The 16,661-nt window shown below is 45.3% G+C and carries 14 protein-coding genes; 6 read left to right on the forward strand and 8 right to left on the reverse strand.

What is annotated here, in order from left to right:
• Positions 1-127: 127 nt before the first annotated feature.
• From rsmG to rpmH, 8 genes are all read right to left on the reverse strand, one after another.
• A complete protein-coding gene (gene rsmG, locus ABC831_RS01745; protein WP_343246568.1) occupies positions 128-871 on the reverse strand; it encodes a 16S rRNA (guanine(527)-N(7))-methyltransferase RsmG in 744 nt (247 codons plus the stop codon).
• 65 nt (positions 872-936) lie between these two features.
• A complete protein-coding gene (mnmG, locus tag ABC831_RS01750) occupies positions 937-2,832 on the reverse strand; it encodes a tRNA uridine-5-carboxymethylaminomethyl(34) synthesis enzyme MnmG (protein WP_425524552.1) in 1,896 nt (631 codons plus the stop codon).
• A 12-nt stretch (positions 2,833-2,844) separates the two neighbouring features.
• Entirely contained in the window at positions 2,845-4,221 is a 1,377-nt protein-coding gene (gene mnmE, locus ABC831_RS01755; protein ID WP_343246569.1) for a tRNA uridine-5-carboxymethylaminomethyl(34) synthesis GTPase MnmE, read from the reverse strand.
• 107 nt (positions 4,222-4,328) lie between these two features.
• The gene (gene jag, locus ABC831_RS01760; RefSeq protein ID WP_343246570.1) at positions 4,329-4,952 is read right to left on the reverse strand and encodes an RNA-binding cell elongation regulator Jag/EloR; all 624 of its coding nucleotides are present in this window, start codon (positions 4,950-4,952) and stop codon (positions 4,329-4,331) included.
• Between the two features lie 11 nt (positions 4,953-4,963).
• Positions 4,964-6,268 (reverse strand): YidC/Oxa1 family membrane protein insertase, encoded by a 1,305-nt coding sequence (locus tag ABC831_RS01765; protein ID WP_343246571.1) that lies wholly within the window; start codon positions 6,266-6,268, stop codon positions 4,964-4,966.
• An 18-nt stretch (positions 6,269-6,286) separates the two neighbouring features.
• Complete coding sequence (gene yidD, locus ABC831_RS01770) at positions 6,287-6,502, reverse strand: membrane protein insertion efficiency factor YidD (protein ID WP_238721817.1); 216 nt, start codon at positions 6,500-6,502, stop codon at positions 6,287-6,289.
• Between the two features lies 1 nt (position 6,503).
• A complete protein-coding gene (rnpA, locus tag ABC831_RS01775) occupies positions 6,504-6,863 on the reverse strand; it encodes a ribonuclease P protein component (RefSeq protein ID WP_343246572.1) in 360 nt (119 codons plus the stop codon).
• Positions 6,864-7,022: 159 nt separating this feature from the next.
• Entirely contained in the window at positions 7,023-7,157 is a 135-nt protein-coding gene (gene rpmH / locus ABC831_RS01780) for a 50S ribosomal protein L34 (RefSeq protein ID WP_158350451.1), read from the reverse strand.
• A gap of 657 nt (positions 7,158-7,814) precedes the next feature.
• Here rpmH and dnaA point away from each other — a divergent pair.
• The 6 genes from dnaA (at position 7,815) to gyrA (ending at position 16,507) form a co-directional block, all read left to right on the forward strand.
• Positions 7,815-9,164, forward strand: coding sequence for a chromosomal replication initiator protein DnaA (gene dnaA / locus ABC831_RS01785; protein WP_343246573.1), 1,350 nt, complete (start codon positions 7,815-7,817; stop codon positions 9,162-9,164).
• A gap of 297 nt (positions 9,165-9,461) precedes the next feature.
• Positions 9,462-10,574 (forward strand): DNA polymerase III subunit beta, encoded by a 1,113-nt coding sequence (gene dnaN / locus ABC831_RS01790; RefSeq protein ID WP_343246574.1) that lies wholly within the window; start codon positions 9,462-9,464, stop codon positions 10,572-10,574.
• A gap of 187 nt (positions 10,575-10,761) precedes the next feature.
• Positions 10,762-10,968: an RNA-binding S4 domain-containing protein gene (locus tag ABC831_RS01795; RefSeq protein ID WP_343246575.1), complete on the forward strand. Its 207-nt coding sequence runs from the start codon at positions 10,762-10,764 to the stop codon at positions 10,966-10,968.
• A gap of 10 nt (positions 10,969-10,978) precedes the next feature.
• Positions 10,979-12,058 carry a DNA replication/repair protein RecF gene (gene recF / locus ABC831_RS01800; RefSeq protein ID WP_343246576.1) on the forward strand — a complete coding sequence of 360 codons (1,080 nt, stop codon included), beginning with the start codon at positions 10,979-10,981 and terminating at the stop codon, positions 12,056-12,058.
• Between the two features lie 11 nt (positions 12,059-12,069).
• On the forward strand, positions 12,070-13,986 hold the full coding sequence (gene gyrB / locus ABC831_RS01805; protein ID WP_343246577.1) for a DNA topoisomerase (ATP-hydrolyzing) subunit B: 1,917 nt from the start codon (positions 12,070-12,072) through the stop codon (positions 13,984-13,986).
• Between the two features lie 13 nt (positions 13,987-13,999).
• Positions 14,000-16,507, forward strand: a complete 2,508-nt coding sequence (gene gyrA, locus ABC831_RS01810) for a DNA gyrase subunit A (RefSeq protein WP_343246578.1) — start codon at positions 14,000-14,002, stop codon at positions 16,505-16,507.
• Positions 16,508-16,661: the final 154 nt, after the last annotated feature.

Consider the following 16,661-nt stretch of genomic DNA (forward strand, 5'->3'; position numbering starts at 1 on the left):
GCTCCTATCAGTGAATTATAAGAATAGAAGTAAACCAGAATGAAAAGTACCTGTTCCCCGGACGTCGACTTATCTAAAGTCAACTTCCGAGGAACAGGCACTTTTTTCATAATTAAGATTCGCCTCTTTATATAATCGGATCTTTCTTAGGAATTCCGGCCTTTCGGGGATAACCTTTGGGCGTATCTTTTATTTTTCTTATCACCACAAATGAACGTGATATATCGGTATCAGGAAGCTGGAACATCTCTTCCTGTTCTATTTTCCCTCCTAAAATTCCAACCGCCTTCTTGGCTGCTGTCACCTCTTCTTTGATATCCCCGGATTTGTAAGCCACGAAACAACCGCTCTTTCTCACATAAGGAATGCAATACTCAGACAGCAATGCCAGATTTGCCACGGCCCTGGATACACAGAGATCAAACTGCTGACGATATTTCACATCCCTGGCATAATCTTCCGCTCTCCCATGTACCAAATTCACATCCCTTAACTCAAGCTTATCCACAACCTGCCCCAGAAAACCAATTCTTTTGTTCAAAGAATCCAATAATACCACCTTTAAATGTGGATAAACGATTTTTAATGGAATACCGGGAAAACCTGCTCCCGTCCCTACATCTATTACCCTGTGAATATTTTTTATGTCAACCACTCGGTTCAGTAATACACTGTCCACAAAGTGTTTCTTCATCACTTCATGATACTCCGTAATTCCTGTAAGATTCATTACCTTATTCGTCTCGACCAACAGATCATAATAATCCTGAAACTGGCGGACCTGTTTTCTGGTTAACTGAATGCCACAGCCTTCCAGATCTTTTTCAAATATTGTACTGTCATAGAGAAGTTCTATCTCTCTGTCTTCCATACTCATCTCCCGCTCTGCGCCCGTTTGCCCTATACTGTTCCTATAATACATACACGATTCCGCTATCACCTGGACTGCTCCTGATTTCTCCTGTACTGTTCCAGATGTACTAATAAAACAGAAATATCTGCCGGAGACACTCCAGCAATTCTGGATGCCTGCCCAATAGAGACCGGCCGGTATTCCTTTAACTTCTGCTTCGCTTCTATTCTCAGCGAAGATATCTGATCATAATCAAGGTCCGGAGGCAGCTTCTTCTTCTCCAGCTTTTTAAACTGTTCGACCTGTTTTAACTGCCGCCGGATATATCCCTCATATTTTAAGTTGATCTCGACCTGTACCTGTACGTCTTTTGGCAGATCAGGCCTCTCCGGATCGATTGGCCCTAATACCTGATATCCCAATTCCGGGCGCCGGATCAATTCCGCCAGCGTAGTACCCGACTTCAACGGTGTACTTTCCAAATTCAGCAGCAGATCTTGTACCTGTTTTGTGCCCCCTATATGGACCTGTTCTACCCGGCACACTTCTTCCTCAATCCTGCGTTCCTTTTCTAACAAATTCTCATAGCGCTCTCGCGGAATTAATCCGATCTCATATCCTTTTTGTGTAAGCCGCAGGTCCGCATTATCCTGTCTAAGCAGAAGCCGGTATTCCGCCCGGGATGTCATCATACGGTAAGGCTCTCTGTTCTCTTTCGTCACCAGATCGTCGATCAGCACTCCTATATATGCCTCCGACCGGTCTAATATCACCATATCTTTTCCCAAAATTTTTAAAGCCGCGTTGATTCCCGCGATCAGACCCTGTGCCGCTGCCTCCTCATATCCGGAACTTCCGTTAAACTGCCCTCCGCTGAATAATCCCTTTATATTTTTAAACTCCAATGTGGGATCTAACTGTCTTGCATCGATACAGTCGTATTCGATGGCATATGCGTTTCTCACGATGTTTACATGCTCCAGTCCGGGTACCGTCCGGTACATTTTCTGCTGTACATCCTCAGGCAACGAACTTGACATGCCTCCCACATACATTTCATTGGTGTGTATTCCCTCCGGTTCAATAAAAACCTGATGCCGGTTCTTATCCGAAAATTTAACTACCTTATCTTCTATGGAAGGACAATATCTGGGCCCGGTTCCCTCGATCATACCGGAATACAGAGGCGAGCGGTCCAGATTCTGCCGGATAATTTCATGCGTGTCTTCATTCGTATAAGTCAGCCAGCAGGAAACCTGATCGATCTGTACATCCTCCGGGTCCGTCGTAAAAGAAAATGGAACCACTTGCGGATCACCAAACTGTTCTTCCATTTTCCCGAAGTCAATGGATCTTTTATCAATTCTGGCGGGGGTACCTGTTTTAAAGCGATACATCTTAACCCCCAGCTTTTTCAGCGAATCCGTAAGATAATTAGCGGCCTGCAGACCGTTAGGCCCGGTATAACTGCTGATTTCTCCATAGATGCACCTGGCCTTTAAGTAAGTTCCGGTACATAAAATTACAGCTTTTGCATGATAAACAGCCCCGGAATAAGTCTTTACCCCGGTGATCGCACCATTCTCCGCCAACAGCTCCACCACCTCCATCTGCTTGATCTGCAGATGGTCTGTATTTTCCAGCACTTTTCTCATACTCCGGCTGTACTCCGCTTTATCCGCCTGCGCTCTCAGGGAATGTACCGCCGGTCCCTTCGATACATTCAGCATCTTAGACTGGATAAACGTTTTATCTATATTCTTTCCCATCTCTCCGCCCAGGGCATCTATCTCCCGCACCAAATGCCCTTTGGAGCTGCCTCCTATATTCGGATTACAGGGCATCAGCGCAATACTGTCCACACTGACGGTAAACATCATGGTTTCCAATCCAAGCCTGGCAGCCGCCAAAGCCGCTTCACATCCGGCATGTCCCGCTCCTACCACTACGATATCACAATATTCTTCCACTACTGGCATATTCTCCACCTTCTATTTACCCATACAGAACTTACTGAAAATCTCATTGACCAGATCCTCTCCCACCGTATCTCCGGTAATGGCTCCCAATGCCTCACAGGCATTCATCAGGTCAATGGAATAAAAGTCCTCCGGCATCCCATCCCGGACACTTTGTTCCACAAGCTTCAGGCTGTCTAACGCTTCCTCAATGGCACGCTGATGTCTTACATTTGTAATATATACTTGATCATTAAATGATATTTCTCCGTGAAAAAACATATCCTTCAAGGCTGTTTCCAGATTATCCATTCCGGTCCGCTCTTTTGCCGAGATCGGAATGATCTTATGGCTGACTCTTTTCCCGAGTTCTTCCTCCGTAGTAACCGCATCCAAATCCGTCTTGTTCAATAAAACCAATGCCTTACGATCCCGTATGAGTTCAATGATTTCCTCATCGCTCTCATCCAGCGGGGTGGAGGAATCCACCACATAGATAATCAGATCCGCATCCATGGCATAAGATCTGGCTTTGCTTACCCCTATTTTTTCAACCTGGTCATCCGTAGAACGGATACCCGCCGTATCCACGATATTCAGGCTGATGCCCGAGAGATTCATATTTTCCTCCAGAATATCCCTGGTAGTCCCCGCCACATCTGTGACAATGGCTCTCTCCTCGCCCAACAGCAGATTCAGAAGGGATGATTTACCGGCATTTGGCTTACCCACGATTACCGTCTTGATTCCTTCACGGATCATCCTGCCGTTCTGAAAGGAATCCATTAACCGTACCAGCTCACCTTCCAGCTTCTGTACCTTTTCATCCAGTTCTTCCGGATAATTTTCCAGACTCATATGTTCAGGATCATCCAAAGCTGCCTCTATGAACGCGATTTCATGCAAAATCTCCTGGCGCACGCCTGTTATTTTATCATATAGGACCCCGCGCAGCTGACTTACCGAACTTTTCAGGGCATACTCATTCTTCGCCTGGATCAGGTCCATAACTGCCTCCGCCTTGGACAGATCCATCTTTCCATTTAAAAACGCCCTCTTAGAAAATTCTCCCGGCTGTGCCAGCCTGGCCCCATTCCTGATTACCGCTTTAAGAATCCTTTCCATTACCAGCATCCCGCCATGACAGTCGATCTCCACCGTATCCTCACCGGTATAAGTAGAAGGACCCTTCATGACAATGGCCAGGACTTCATCCAATATCTCATCTTCCTCAACAATAAACCCATAGTGTACCGTATGGGACTCTGCCTCTTTCAGACATTTCTTCTTCGGTGAACGATAGATTCGGTCCGCGACCTTGACCGCATCTCCTCCGCTGATCCGGATAATGCCGATCCCGGAGTTGGCCCCCCCAGTTGCTATTGCCGCTATGGTTTCCTGTGTATTCATTCTTATCACCTAAATTCCGCTTCAAATATATAGATTCGCATATAGACACAACAAGCGGCCCTCCCTATCCTGAAGGCCGCCGTTCCTGTATCCTCTTTTGTAGGATCTTATCTCTTTAATGTTACGACTACCCGGCGGAAAGGTTCCTCCCCTTCACTGTGGGTCGTCACATATTTATCATTCTGGAGAGCTGAATGAATAATTCTTCTCTCATAAGGATTCATCGGTTCCAAAGATACGGGTTTTTTCGTCCTCTTCACTTTAAACGCGATATTCTTGGCCAGATTCTCCAGAGTTTCTTTTCTGCGTCTGCGGTAATCCTCCGTATCCACTTTCACCCGGATATAATCTTCCGTTCCTTTATTCACCACCAGGCTTACCAGATATTGAATGGAATCCAGGGTTTGTCCTCTCTTACCGATCAGAATCCCCATATCCTTTCCGATCAGTTCAATATCCATATTTTTATCAGCCTCATCATAGACAATCTTCGTTTCCACCATCATATTCATGGCATCGAACATACCCTTTAAGAAATCAGCCGCCCGATCCTCCAATGTTACGATCTTACGGACTTTAATGACAGCCGGTTTACTGTTAAATCCCAAAAAACCCGTGGATCCTTTTTCCAATACTTCATATTCCAGTTTGTCTCTGGTAGTCTCCAGCTTAATCGCAGCTTCTAAGATTGCATCTTCTACCGTTTTCGCACTGACTTCCATATAATCCATAAGAAAACCCCCTATTTCTTTTTATTTTTCTCATTGAATTGCTGTACCATCCTGGCCTTAGAAGCGATACTTCCCGGTTTCGCCTCATTATTCTTATAGTAATCCGTAGACTTTTGAATGGCAGCTTCCCGCTCTTCCGAACTCATCGCCTTCTTCTTAACCGAAGTATCCTCGATATTTCTCAGGCTCTGTCTGGCCACTGTGTTTACCTTCTGCGGAGGCAGACCTTTTTTCTCTCTCTTCTTGGCAGCTTTCTCCGCATTCTTTGCGATAAGCTGTTCGATATCCACGCGATCCATATATTTATTGATCGCAAACTGCTGCATGGCTCTGGCCACCGCACTGGCTACCCAGTATATACCAAGACCAATGGGGAATGTAAAACAAAATACCGCTGACATAATCGGCATCATCAGGTTCATGGACTTCATGGTGCTGTTCATAGTATTGTTATCGCCTGTAGCAGCCGGCTGAGGCATTAACTTGATACTCAGCATCTGAGTCAGAGCAGATAACACCGGTATCGCGATAGCGATTACAATTCCGATCCCAATCCCTGTAGCTATCTCTGTCTTAATAATCGTCCACGGCGCGTCAGCAATATTAATACCAAAGAAATTATTGATATGGGTCAGCTGCTGGGATGTACTGGATACCAACTGCTCCAGGCCTGACTGGGCCCCGCCGGCAAAATCCGTGATCTTTGCGGACAGTGTGCTCCAATCCGCCGACTGCAGCTTATACAGCACATCGACGATGGTATTCTTCGCCGCTTCGGCCGTATCGAAGTTCGTCGTCATCACCTTAGCGTTTTTCGCCAGCTCGGTAACCAGATCCTGATAATTGGGAATCGAATATATATGGTCCACTAATCCCATAAACATATCTTTTACACTGGCCACATAAGCGGGCACATTCATGATAACCCGGTACAGCGCAAACAGGATCGGCATCTGAATGACCAGCTGCAGGCAGCCGCCTGTCGGGGATACCCCGTACTTCGCATACAGCGCCTTTGTCTCTTCATTCATAGCCATCATGGAATTCTGATCTTTTTTATTCTTATATTTCTTCTGAATCGCCATCAGTTCGGGATTCATTTTCGCGGAAAGCTTGGAAAACTTCTGCTGTTTGATCGTCAGCGGAAGCATACACATGTAAATAACAAAGGTAAAGATTATGATACAAACGCTGATATTCTGTACATGAAATACCGTATCCAGAAAAATATAAATCTTGTCCAAAATCCAGCCGAGCACTTTGGCGATCGGTCCGATGATAAATGTATTGCTTTGTGTTAATAATATTCCTGGCAAAAGAATAACCTCCTCGTGTTATGGAACAGGGTCATATCCACCTTTCGCAAATGGATTACACCGCAGAATTCTTCGAATAGTAAGGTATCCGCCCTTCAGTGCCCCATACTTTGTAATTGCTTCGATCCCATACTCCGAGCAGGTCGGAATATAAATGCACTGAATCGATCCTCTTAAATAAGGAGAAATATATTTCTTATAACCCCTGATCAAATGAATCAATACCTTCTTCATTTCATCGCTCTCCTTTTTCCTCATCCACGGTAACCAACCCGTGGAGCCTGCCCAAATGCAGCAACGCCTGTTCTAACTCCTGATAACTTTTCTCTTTCGCGGCAACCCTGGCGATCACCACGAGATCCCATCCATTTTGAAAAGAGTCCTCATGCAGCCGGTAGCACTCTCTTATGACTCTTGTGATCCTATGCCTTACAACACTGTTTCCGACTTTTTTGCTTACTGAAATTCCAATTCTGTTTAATTCTGAATGGTTTGGCAACGCATACAAGACCAAACACTTATTGGCGTAGGATCTTCCTTTTTTGTACACCGTTTGAAAATCTCTGCTTTTTTTCAGCGAATCCGAAAATTTCATATGTCTGATTAACCTGATTTTCCGATTATTTCAGCAAACCCCTGTCTGGCCCTTTTCCTTTTCTATATGTAACATCCCGCAGGAAAAAGGATTCTTTTCCCATTTCCTGTTGGATAAAAAGATGTTCTATATAGAAGAAAAGGCCACATTAGCTGCGGCCTAAGCTGACAATTTTTTTCTTCCTTTTGCTCTTCTGGCTTGAAGAACCTTTCTTCCACCAGCTGTACTCATTCTCTGTCTGAATCCATGCACTTTCGCTCTGGATCTCTTTTTCGGCTGAAATGTCATTTTCATGATCGCGGCACCTCCTTACCTACACCAAATATATATTATATTATGGCACAAATTTTTCCTTGGGTCGAGAAAACATCATTTCAATTATATTCATATAGCCGCGTAAAGTCAAGTAAATCCTGGATTTTTTCGCTATATTCTTCACACGCAAAAATCATCTTGTCCAGATTTACATAAAGTTATCAACATTTTGTGGATAACTTGTGGATAATTTTCTGATAATTTGTGAAAAAGCTTTTCGTATTCGGACAAACCCCTTATAATTTCAGGGCATTTTGAATGTGCATAATGTTTTTTGATTATTCACATAAAGCATTTTAACTTAAGGATTATAGGTTAACCTGTGATGGACAAATTTTATGATTTCATTACTTATTCCAACTTATCCACAGAGAATTAACAAAATTTACTTATTATTTCTAACAGTCTCTCTTCCGGGGAAAGGGCTCTTTTTTCCTCTTTCAGGCCGGCATCCGGGGACAGGCCCCTCCCATATAACCAAAAATAGTAACCAAAATTTTGCAGCTGATTCATTTCAAATTTCACATTGCTAAATCAAATATTTTAGTTTAATATATATTTGAGAGATTTTACAATTCGCAGGATTCAGATATTTTTGCTTGTATGAAAAAGGTTGAAAGAATTGGGAGATTGAATATGGACACAATTTTAGCAAAATGGAGTGAGATTTTGGAAACTGTCCGTGTGGAATACGATATTATGGATGTTTCCTTTCGGACATGGCTCCTTCCTTTGAAAGTATACCGGGTGGAAGATGATGAGATAACCTTGTTGGTCAATCAGGAACAGGCCCTCACCATCATTCAAAATAAATATATGCTGCCGCTTAGAGTGACCATAGCAGAAATAACCGGAACAGAATATAATATCAAATTTATTACCCCAAGAGATGTCCGGGAAATCGAAAAATCTTCCAGCCAAAGCAAACCTCAGATGAACGAGACCATCGAAAGGGCTAACTTAAATCCAAAGTATACCTTCGATACCTTCGTCGTCGGCGGTAACAACAACTTTGCACATGCCGCTTCTTTAGCTGTGGCGGAATCACCGGGAGAGATGTATAATCCTCTCTTTTTATATGGAGGCGTTGGACTGGGGAAAACGCATCTTATGCATTCCATCGCTCACTTCATTTTGGACAAGGATCAGAATAAGAAGGTACTTTACGTCACCAGTGAGTACTTTACCAATGAACTGATCGAGGCCATTCGAAACGGTAACAATACAGCTATGACCAAGTTCCGTGAAAAATACCGGAATATTGACGTACTGCTGATCGATGACGTGCAGTTTATTATAGGGAAAGAAAGTACCCAGGAAGAATTTTTCCACACCTTTAACCACCTGCATGGCCTGAAAAAACAGATCATCATATCCAGTGATAAACCGCCGAAAGATATGGAAACACTGGAAGCCAGACTCCGTTCCAGATTCGAATGGGGTTTGATTGCCGATATCTCCTCCCCGGATTATGAGACCAGAATGGCCATACTCCGGAAAAAAGAAGAGATGGACGGTTATAACATCGACGACGAAATTATCAAATATATTGCCACCAATATCAAGTCCAATATCCGTGAGCTGGAAGGCGCGCTGAACCGCCTGAACGCCCTGGCGAAGCTGGAGAAAAAAGAAATCACCATAGAATTTGCAGAGGAAGCCTTAAAGGATATCATTTCCCCTGATGCCAAAAAGGAGATTACACCGGAGCTGATTATCGATGTAGTCGCGGAGCATTTCCATATCAGTTCCGCCGATATAAAAGGAAGCAAACGAAACAGTGAAATCGTGGTGCCCCGTCAGATCGTCATGTATCTGTGCCGGGATATGACCGGCACCGCTTTAAAAGCGATCGGCACGATTCTGGGCAAGCGGGACCACTCCACCGTCATTCACGGAGCGGACAAGATCGCGGATGAAATCAAGAAAAATGATACCCTGCGCAGTACCATTGACATACTGAAAAAAAAGATTAATCCGGCTTAAACACACTGTCCAGACAAAATCCGAAGGTTATCCCCCTTCTGTTGAAAACTATCCACATAAATTGTTGATATCCTGTGGGCTGTGGTTGATAAAAATCCGTTCGGAAAATCGTCTGTGTATAACTTAACATTTATCCTGAAGGTATCTTTGGGGTATTCACAGAGTTTTAAAATCTTAAGATTAAGGTTTTATCAGGCTTTTGAAGGGTTATCCACTTACGAACACCCCCTAAGATTAAGACTACGAACTTGTTTTATAAATATATCTATGGCAATCCTGAAAGGAGTTATTCACACTATGAAATTTATCTGTTCGAAGGCCAACTTACTTCACGGCGTTAATATCGTTTCCAAAGCAGTTCCATCTAAAACCACGATGGCGATTCTGGAATGTATTCTGATTGACGCTTCTGCAAATGAAATTAAACTGACCGCCAACGATATGGAACTGGGAATCGAGACCCGGATCGAGGGCGAGATTCTGGAAAAGGGTATCATTGCCCTGGATGCGAAGATCTTCTCTGAGATCGTCCGCAAACTTCCGGATAATGATGTGGTAATCGAAACCGACAGCAGCCTTAAGACTACGATTACCTGTGAGAAAGCCAAATTCAACATTTCCGGTAAATCCGGTGAGGACTTTACTTATCTGCCTTATATAGAGAGAACGGACTTTGTCACCATTTCCCAATTCACACTCAAAGAGATGATCCGCCAGACGATCTTCTCCATTGCCGACAATGAAAATAATAAACTGATGACAGGTGAATTATTTGAAATCAAAGGGAATCAGCTGAAAGTCGTATCCCTGGACGGACATCGTATTTCTATCCGGCGTATAGAATTAAAAGATACATATGAGGATAAAAAAGTCGTCGTTCCCGGAAAGACCCTTCAGGAGGTCAGCAAGATTCTGTCCGGCGAAGCGGAAGATGAGATCCGTCTGTTCTTTACAGAGAATCATGTGGTGTTCGAATTTGATTCCACCCTGGTGGTTTCCCGTCTGATTGAGGGAGAATATTTCCGGATCGAACAGATGCTTTCCAGTGACTACGAGACTAAAGTCAAAATCAACAAGAGGGAATTCCTGAACTGTATCGACCGTGCGACCCTTCTGGTCAAAGAAGGGGATAAAAAACCCATTATCATTCATATCGAGGATGGGAATATGGAACTGACCATCAATTCCCAGTTAGGTTCTATGGATGAAAATATCGATATCGAAAAAGAGGGGAAGGATATACTGATCGGGTTTAACCCGAAGTTCTTAATCGACGCCCTCAGAGTAATAGATGAAGAGGAAGTGAGCGTATATCTGGTGAATCCGAAGGCTCCGTGTTTCATCAAGGATGAAAATGAAACTTATATCTATTTGATTCTTCCGGTAAATTTTAACGCGGTTAACCGCTGAATAAACAATAATCATACCTGAATAAAGGCGCGGTAAACGCGCCCCTGGAGGAACGGTGGAACAAAAAGCAGTTCCCCCATACCTGAATTAAGGCGCAGTAAATGCGCCCCTGGAGGAACGGTGGAACAAAAAGCAGTTCCCCCATACCTGAATTAAGGCGCGGTAAACGCGCCCCTGGAGGAAAACAGTGGAAATTAAGTTGAGAGAAGAGTATATTAAATTAGGGCAGGCATTAAAAGCAGCCGGCCTGGTAGAATCCGGCGTGGACGCCAAAGAGGTGATTCTAAACGGAGAAGTGAAAGTCAACGGTGAGGTGGAGCGCCAAAGAGGGAAAAAACTCTATGACGGTGACACCGTTTCCTTTGACGGAGAACAGATCGAAATAAAAAAGTAGCTGGTGGAACATGATTATACAATCCATGGATCTTGAAAATTTCCGGAATTACAAGACCCTCCATCTGGAGTTCGATGAGGGGACCAATATCCTGTACGGAAATAATGCCCAGGGGAAAACAAACATACTGGAAGCTGTCTATCTAAGCGGAACGACAAAATCCCACAAAGGAAGCAAGGATCGGGATGTAATCGCCTTTCATCAGGAAGAGTCCCATATCCGTACGATCATTCGGAAGAATGACATATCGTACCGGGTCGATATGCATTTAAAAAAAAATAAAACCAAGGGAATCGCCATCAACGGCATTCCAATCAAAAGAGCCAGTGAACTATTTGGCATCGTCAATTATGTGTTTTTTTCTCCGGAGGATCTGAATATTATCAAAAACGGACCGGCCGAACGCAGGCGGTTTATGGATCTTGAGCTCTGTCAGCTGGATAAATCTTATTTATTCGATCTGACGAATTATAACAGAGCCCTGAATCAGAGAAATAAACTGCTGAAGGATCTGTGGGCCCGGCCGGATTTAAAAGATACACTTTTTCTGTGGGATGAGAAGCTGGTGGAATTCGGGTCAAAGATTATAAACCGCAGGATGGAGTTCCTGGAGCATCTGGGCCCCATCGTGGAGAGAATCCATGGGCAGCTGTCCGGCGAAAAAGAAAAATGCAAACTGGTATACGAACCGAATATTTCTGTCAATGCTTTTAGAGAACAGTTGAAAAGAAATCTGGAAAAAGATATGAAATTCAAGCTGACCTCTATCGGGCCACACAGGGATGATCTGTTGTTCCAAATCAGCGGGATCGATATCCGGAAGTTCGGGTCCCAGGGACAGCAGCGGACCTGTGCGCTGTCACTGAAGTTAGCGGAGATCGAGCTGGTAAAAGAGATGATTCACGATACACCAATTTTGTTGTTAGATGATGTATTGTCTGAATTAGATAGTAACAGGCAAAACTATTTATTGAACAGTATTCACCAAATACAGACGCTGATCACCTGTACGGGGCTGGATGATTTTGTAAATCACCGGTTTGAAATCGACCGGGTATTTCAGGTGGTGGACGGAGTTGTATACACTTAAGGAGGAGTAATATGAGTTCTGAATACGGTGCAGATCAAATTCAGATTTTGGAAGGATTGGAAGCGGTCCGGAAAAGGCCGGGTATGTACATTGGAAGTACATCCGCAAGAGGGCTGCATCATCTGGTATATGAAATTGTGGACAATGCGGTGGATGAAGCGTTAGCCGGATTCTGTGATACAATTGTGGTAACGATTAATCCGGATAATTCCATTACGGTAATTGATAATGGGCGCGGAATTCCGGTGGGAATCAATACCAAGGCCGGCATACCGGCCGTTGAGGTGGTATTTACCATCCTGCACGCCGGCGGAAAATTCGGCGGCGGGGGATACAAGGTATCCGGCGGGCTGCACGGAGTAGGCGCCTCGGTAGTAAACGCGCTTTCCGAATGGCTGGAGGTCTCCATCTACAGTGAAGGGAAAATCTATAAACAGCGCTATGAGCGGGGAAAAGTAATCTATAAGCTGAAGGTGGTAGGAGAGTGCGAGCCGGAGAAAACCGGTACCACAGTTTCTTTCCTGCCGGATAAGAAGATATTCGAAGAGACAGAGTTTGACTACGATACGTTAAAGACAAGACTCCGGGAGATGGCTTTCCTGACCAAAAATCTGAAGATCGTTCTTCGGGATGAGAGAGAAGAGGAACTGATCGAAAAGACCTTCCACTACGAAGGTGGAATCAAGGAGTTTGTGACCTACTTAAACCGCAGCAAGACGGAACTTTATCCGGATATCATTTACTGTGAGGGGACAAAAGACGATGTCTATGTGGAAGTTGCTATGCAGCACAACGACAGCTATACGGAGAGTACGTACAGCTTTGTTAACAACATCAATACACCGGAGGGTGGAACACATCTGGCGGGATTTAAAAATGCGTTGACCAAGACGTTTAATGATTATGCCAGAAAGAATAAATTGTTAAAAGACAGCGAGCAGAACCTATCCGGTGAGGACATCCGGGAGGGTCTGACGGCGATCATCAGTATCAAGATCGGAGATCCCCAGTTTGAGGGACAGACCAAACAGAAATTAGGTAACAGCGAGGCCAGAGGCGCTGTTGATAATATTGTCACGGAACAGCTGACCATCTATCTGGAGCAGAATCCTACCGTGGCCAAACTGATTCTGGAAAAATCCATTTTAGCCCAGAGAGCCAGGGACGCCGCCCGTAAGGCCAGAGACCTGACCAGGCGGAAAACTGCGCTGGAAGGAATGGCGCTGCCCGGAAAACTGGCGGACTGCTCCGATAAAGACCCGAAAAACTGTGAGATTTATATCGTCGAGGGAGACAGTGCCGGCGGTTCCGCGAAGACAGCCCGGTCCAGGAATACCCAGGCGATTCTGCCGCTGCGGGGTAAAATCCTGAATGTGGAGAAGGCAAGGCTTGACAGGATCTATGCCAACGCCGAAATCAAAGCTATGATCACGGCTTTCGGTACCGGAATCCATGAGGACTTTGATATTACCAAGCTCCGCTATCACAAAATCATCATCATGACGGATGCCGACGTGGATGGAGCGCATATTTCCACCCTGCTGCTGACATTCCTTTACCGGTTTATGCCGGATCTCATCCGGGAAGGCCATGTGTACCTGGCACAGCCGCCTCTTTACAAAGTGGAGAAGAACAAAAAGGTGTGGTATGCCTACAGTGATCCGGAGCTTAATAATATTCTGACGGAAGTCGGAAGAGACGGAAATAACAAGATCCAGCGTTATAAAGGTCTGGGAGAGATGGATGCCGAGCAGCTCTGGGAGACCACCATGGACCCGGAACGCAGAATTTTGTTAAAAGTTACAATGAATGAGGAGGAATCCTCGGAAATTGACCTGACATTTACGACTCTGATGGGGGATAAGGTTGAGCCCAGAAGAGAATTTATCGAAACAAACGCAAAATACGTGAAAAATCTGGATGTGTAGGAGGAAATGACAGATGGAAGACAATATTTTTGATAAAGTGCATGAAGTCGACCTAAAGAAGACCATGGAAACCTCCTACATAGACTATGCCATGAGCGTAATCGCTGCCAGGGCATTGCCGGATGTAAGAGACGGATTAAAACCAGTTCAGAGAAGAGTTCTGTACTCCATGATCGAACTGAATAACGGTCCCGACAAACCGCACCGTAAATGTGCGCGTATCGTCGGTGATACAATGGGTAAATATCATCCCCACGGAGACAGTTCTATCTATGGAGCATTGGTCAATATGGCCCAGGAGTGGTCGACTAGATATCCGCTGGTGGATGGACACGGAAACTTTGGTTCCGTCGACGGAGACGGAGCGGCAGCCATGCGGTACACGGAGGCCAGACTGAGTAAGATCTCCATGGAGATGCTGGCCGACATCAACAAAGACACGGTTGATTTTGTACCCAACTTTGACGAAACAGAAAAAGAGCCTGCCGTCCTGCCGTCCCGTTATCCGAACCTTCTGGTCAACGGAACCTCCGGTATTGCCGTAGGTATGGCGACCAATATTCCTCCCCATAACCTGCGGGAGGTCATTAAAGCAGTTGTAAAAATAATTGACAACCGGATTCTGGAGGACCGGGACACCCAGATCGAAGAATTACTGCAGATTATCAAAGGGCCTGATTTCCCTACGGGGGCTATGATCCTGGGTACCAGAGGAATCGAAGAGGCATACCGCACCGGCCGCGGGAAGATCCGGGTCCGCGCGGTCACGGACATCGAGGCCATGGCCAACGGCAAGAGCCGGATTATAGTAACGGAGCTTCCGTTTATGGTAAATAAGGCACGTCTGATCGAAAAGATCGCCGAGCTGGTAAAAGAGAAAAAGGTAGATGGAATCACTGATCTGCGGGATGAATCCGACCGGGAAGGTATGCGCATCTGCATTGAGCTGCGCAAGGATGTCAATGCCAATGTTATGCTGAATCAGCTCTACAAGCATACGCAGCTGCAGGACACCTTCGGGGTAATCATGCTGGCTCTGGTTAACAACCAGCCGAAGGTTATGAACCTGTCCCAGATCCTGCAGTTATATATCAAGCACCAGGAAGAAGTCGTCACCAGAAGAACCAAATACGAATTAAACAAAGCGGAAGAAAGGGCCCATATCTTGGAAGGTCTGCTGATTGCGCTGGATAATATCGATGAAGTCATCCAGATTATCCGTTCTTCCCAGAATACGTCCATTGCAAAAGAACGTTTGATGGAGAGGTTCTCCTTAAGTGATGCCCAGGCCCAGGCCATCGTCGACATGAGACTGCGTACGCTGACCGGTTTGGAACGGGAGAAGCTGGAAGCAGAATACCGGGAGCTGATGGAGAAGATCGCTTATTTAAAATCTATCCTGGCAGATGAAAAGAAGTTGTTAGGCGTGATTAAAGAAGAAATCATGATCATTTCTGAAAAATACGGAGATGAAAGAAGAACTTCCATCGGGTTTGACGAATTTGATATTTCCATGGAAGACCTGATTCCGGTAGAAAATACTGTGATCGCCATGACCAAACTGGGATATATCAAACGGATGACCATCGACAACTTCCGCAGCCAGAACCGCGGAGGAAAAGGAATCCGCGGAATGCAGACCATCGATGAGGACTATATCGAGGATCTGCTAATGACCACGACCCACCACTATATTATGTTCTTCACCAACAAGGGAAAAGTATACCGGTTAAAAGCCTATGAAATACCGGAAGCCAGCCGTACAGCCAGAGGTACCGCTATTATCAATCTCCTTCAGCTGACGCCCGGGGAAAATATCACCGCGGTTATTCCGATCCGGGAATACAAGGTGGGAAGATACCTGTTCATGGCCACAAAGAACGGAATTGTTAAGAAAACACCGATTACTGACTATGAAAATGTCAGAAAGACAGGGCTGGCGGCCATCAACCTGAGGGAAGAAGATGAACTGATCGAGGTGAAATCCACCAACAATGAGAAAGACATCATTCTGGTGACCAAATACGGACAATGTATCCGCTTTGATGAGAAGGATGTGCGGCCCACCGGGCGTGCTTCTATGGGTGTGATCGGTATGAATCTCTCAGATGGAGACGAAGTGGTCGGAATGCAGCTGAATACTCAGGGAGAATATCTTCTGATCGTATCCGAGTTCGGTATGGGCAAGCTGACCAGAGTGGATGAGTTTAACAGCCAGAACCGCGGCGGTAAAGGCGTGAAGTGCTATAAGATCATGGAAAAGACCGGAAATGTGGTCGGTGTGAAGGCAGTCAACGAGGATAACGAAATTATGCTGATCACCACTGAGGGAACGATCATCCGAATGACCTGCAAGGGAATCTCCAAACTTGGAAGGGTGACCTCCGGCGTAAAACTGATCAATATCGACCAGGAAAAAGATGTATCCGTAGCCAGCATCGCGAAGGTACGGGAAACCTCAGATAAGACCGAAGAGGATGTTCTTAAGCAGCTGGAAGATGAACTGAATAAAGAAGTTTAAAGAAAAAGTGCTCTGCTTGTGGCGGGGCACTTTTTTTGGTGCGCCTGGCGGCGCACGTTTCTAACCGGTGCAAGTCCGGAATCCGCCCGGTAGTGGGAAGGATATAGCCGAAGGCAAGGGTGTCCATTGCGAAATGGAATCTGAAGGAAGCCGG

Source organism: Diplocloster hominis, from assembly GCF_032380655.1.
Classification (GTDB): Bacteria; Bacillota; Clostridia; order Lachnospirales; family Lachnospiraceae; genus Diplocloster; species Diplocloster hominis.

Excerpts from the sequence above, each read along its gene's own strand:
- rsmG (WP_343246568.1), bottom strand. The coding sequence starts at position 871 with ATGGAAGACAGAGAGATAGAACTTCTCTATGACAGTACAATATTTGAA.
- mnmG (WP_425524552.1), bottom strand. The coding sequence starts at position 2,832 with ATGCCAGTAGTGGAAGAATATTGTGATATCGTAGTGGTAGGAGCGGGA.
- mnmE (WP_343246569.1), bottom strand. The coding sequence starts at position 4,221 with ATGAATACACAGGAAACCATAGCGGCAATAGCAACTGGGGGGGCCAAC.
- jag (WP_343246570.1), bottom strand. The coding sequence starts at position 4,952 with ATGGATTATATGGAAGTCAGTGCGAAAACGGTAGAAGATGCAATCTTA.
- yidD (WP_238721817.1), bottom strand. The coding sequence starts at position 6,502 with ATGAAGAAGGTATTGATTCATTTGATCAGGGGTTATAAGAAATATATT.
- rnpA (WP_343246572.1), bottom strand. The coding sequence starts at position 6,863 with ATGAAATTTTCGGATTCGCTGAAAAAAAGCAGAGATTTTCAAACGGTG.
- rpmH (WP_158350451.1), bottom strand. The coding sequence starts at position 7,157 with ATGAAAATGACATTTCAGCCGAAAAAGAGATCCAGAGCGAAAGTGCAT.
- dnaA (WP_343246573.1), top strand. The coding sequence starts at position 7,815 with ATGGACACAATTTTAGCAAAATGGAGTGAGATTTTGGAAACTGTCCGT.
- dnaN (WP_343246574.1), top strand. The coding sequence starts at position 9,462 with ATGAAATTTATCTGTTCGAAGGCCAACTTACTTCACGGCGTTAATATC.
- recF (WP_343246576.1), top strand. The coding sequence starts at position 10,979 with ATGATTATACAATCCATGGATCTTGAAAATTTCCGGAATTACAAGACC.
- gyrB (WP_343246577.1), top strand. The coding sequence starts at position 12,070 with ATGAGTTCTGAATACGGTGCAGATCAAATTCAGATTTTGGAAGGATTG.
- gyrA (WP_343246578.1), top strand. The coding sequence starts at position 14,000 with ATGGAAGACAATATTTTTGATAAAGTGCATGAAGTCGACCTAAAGAAG.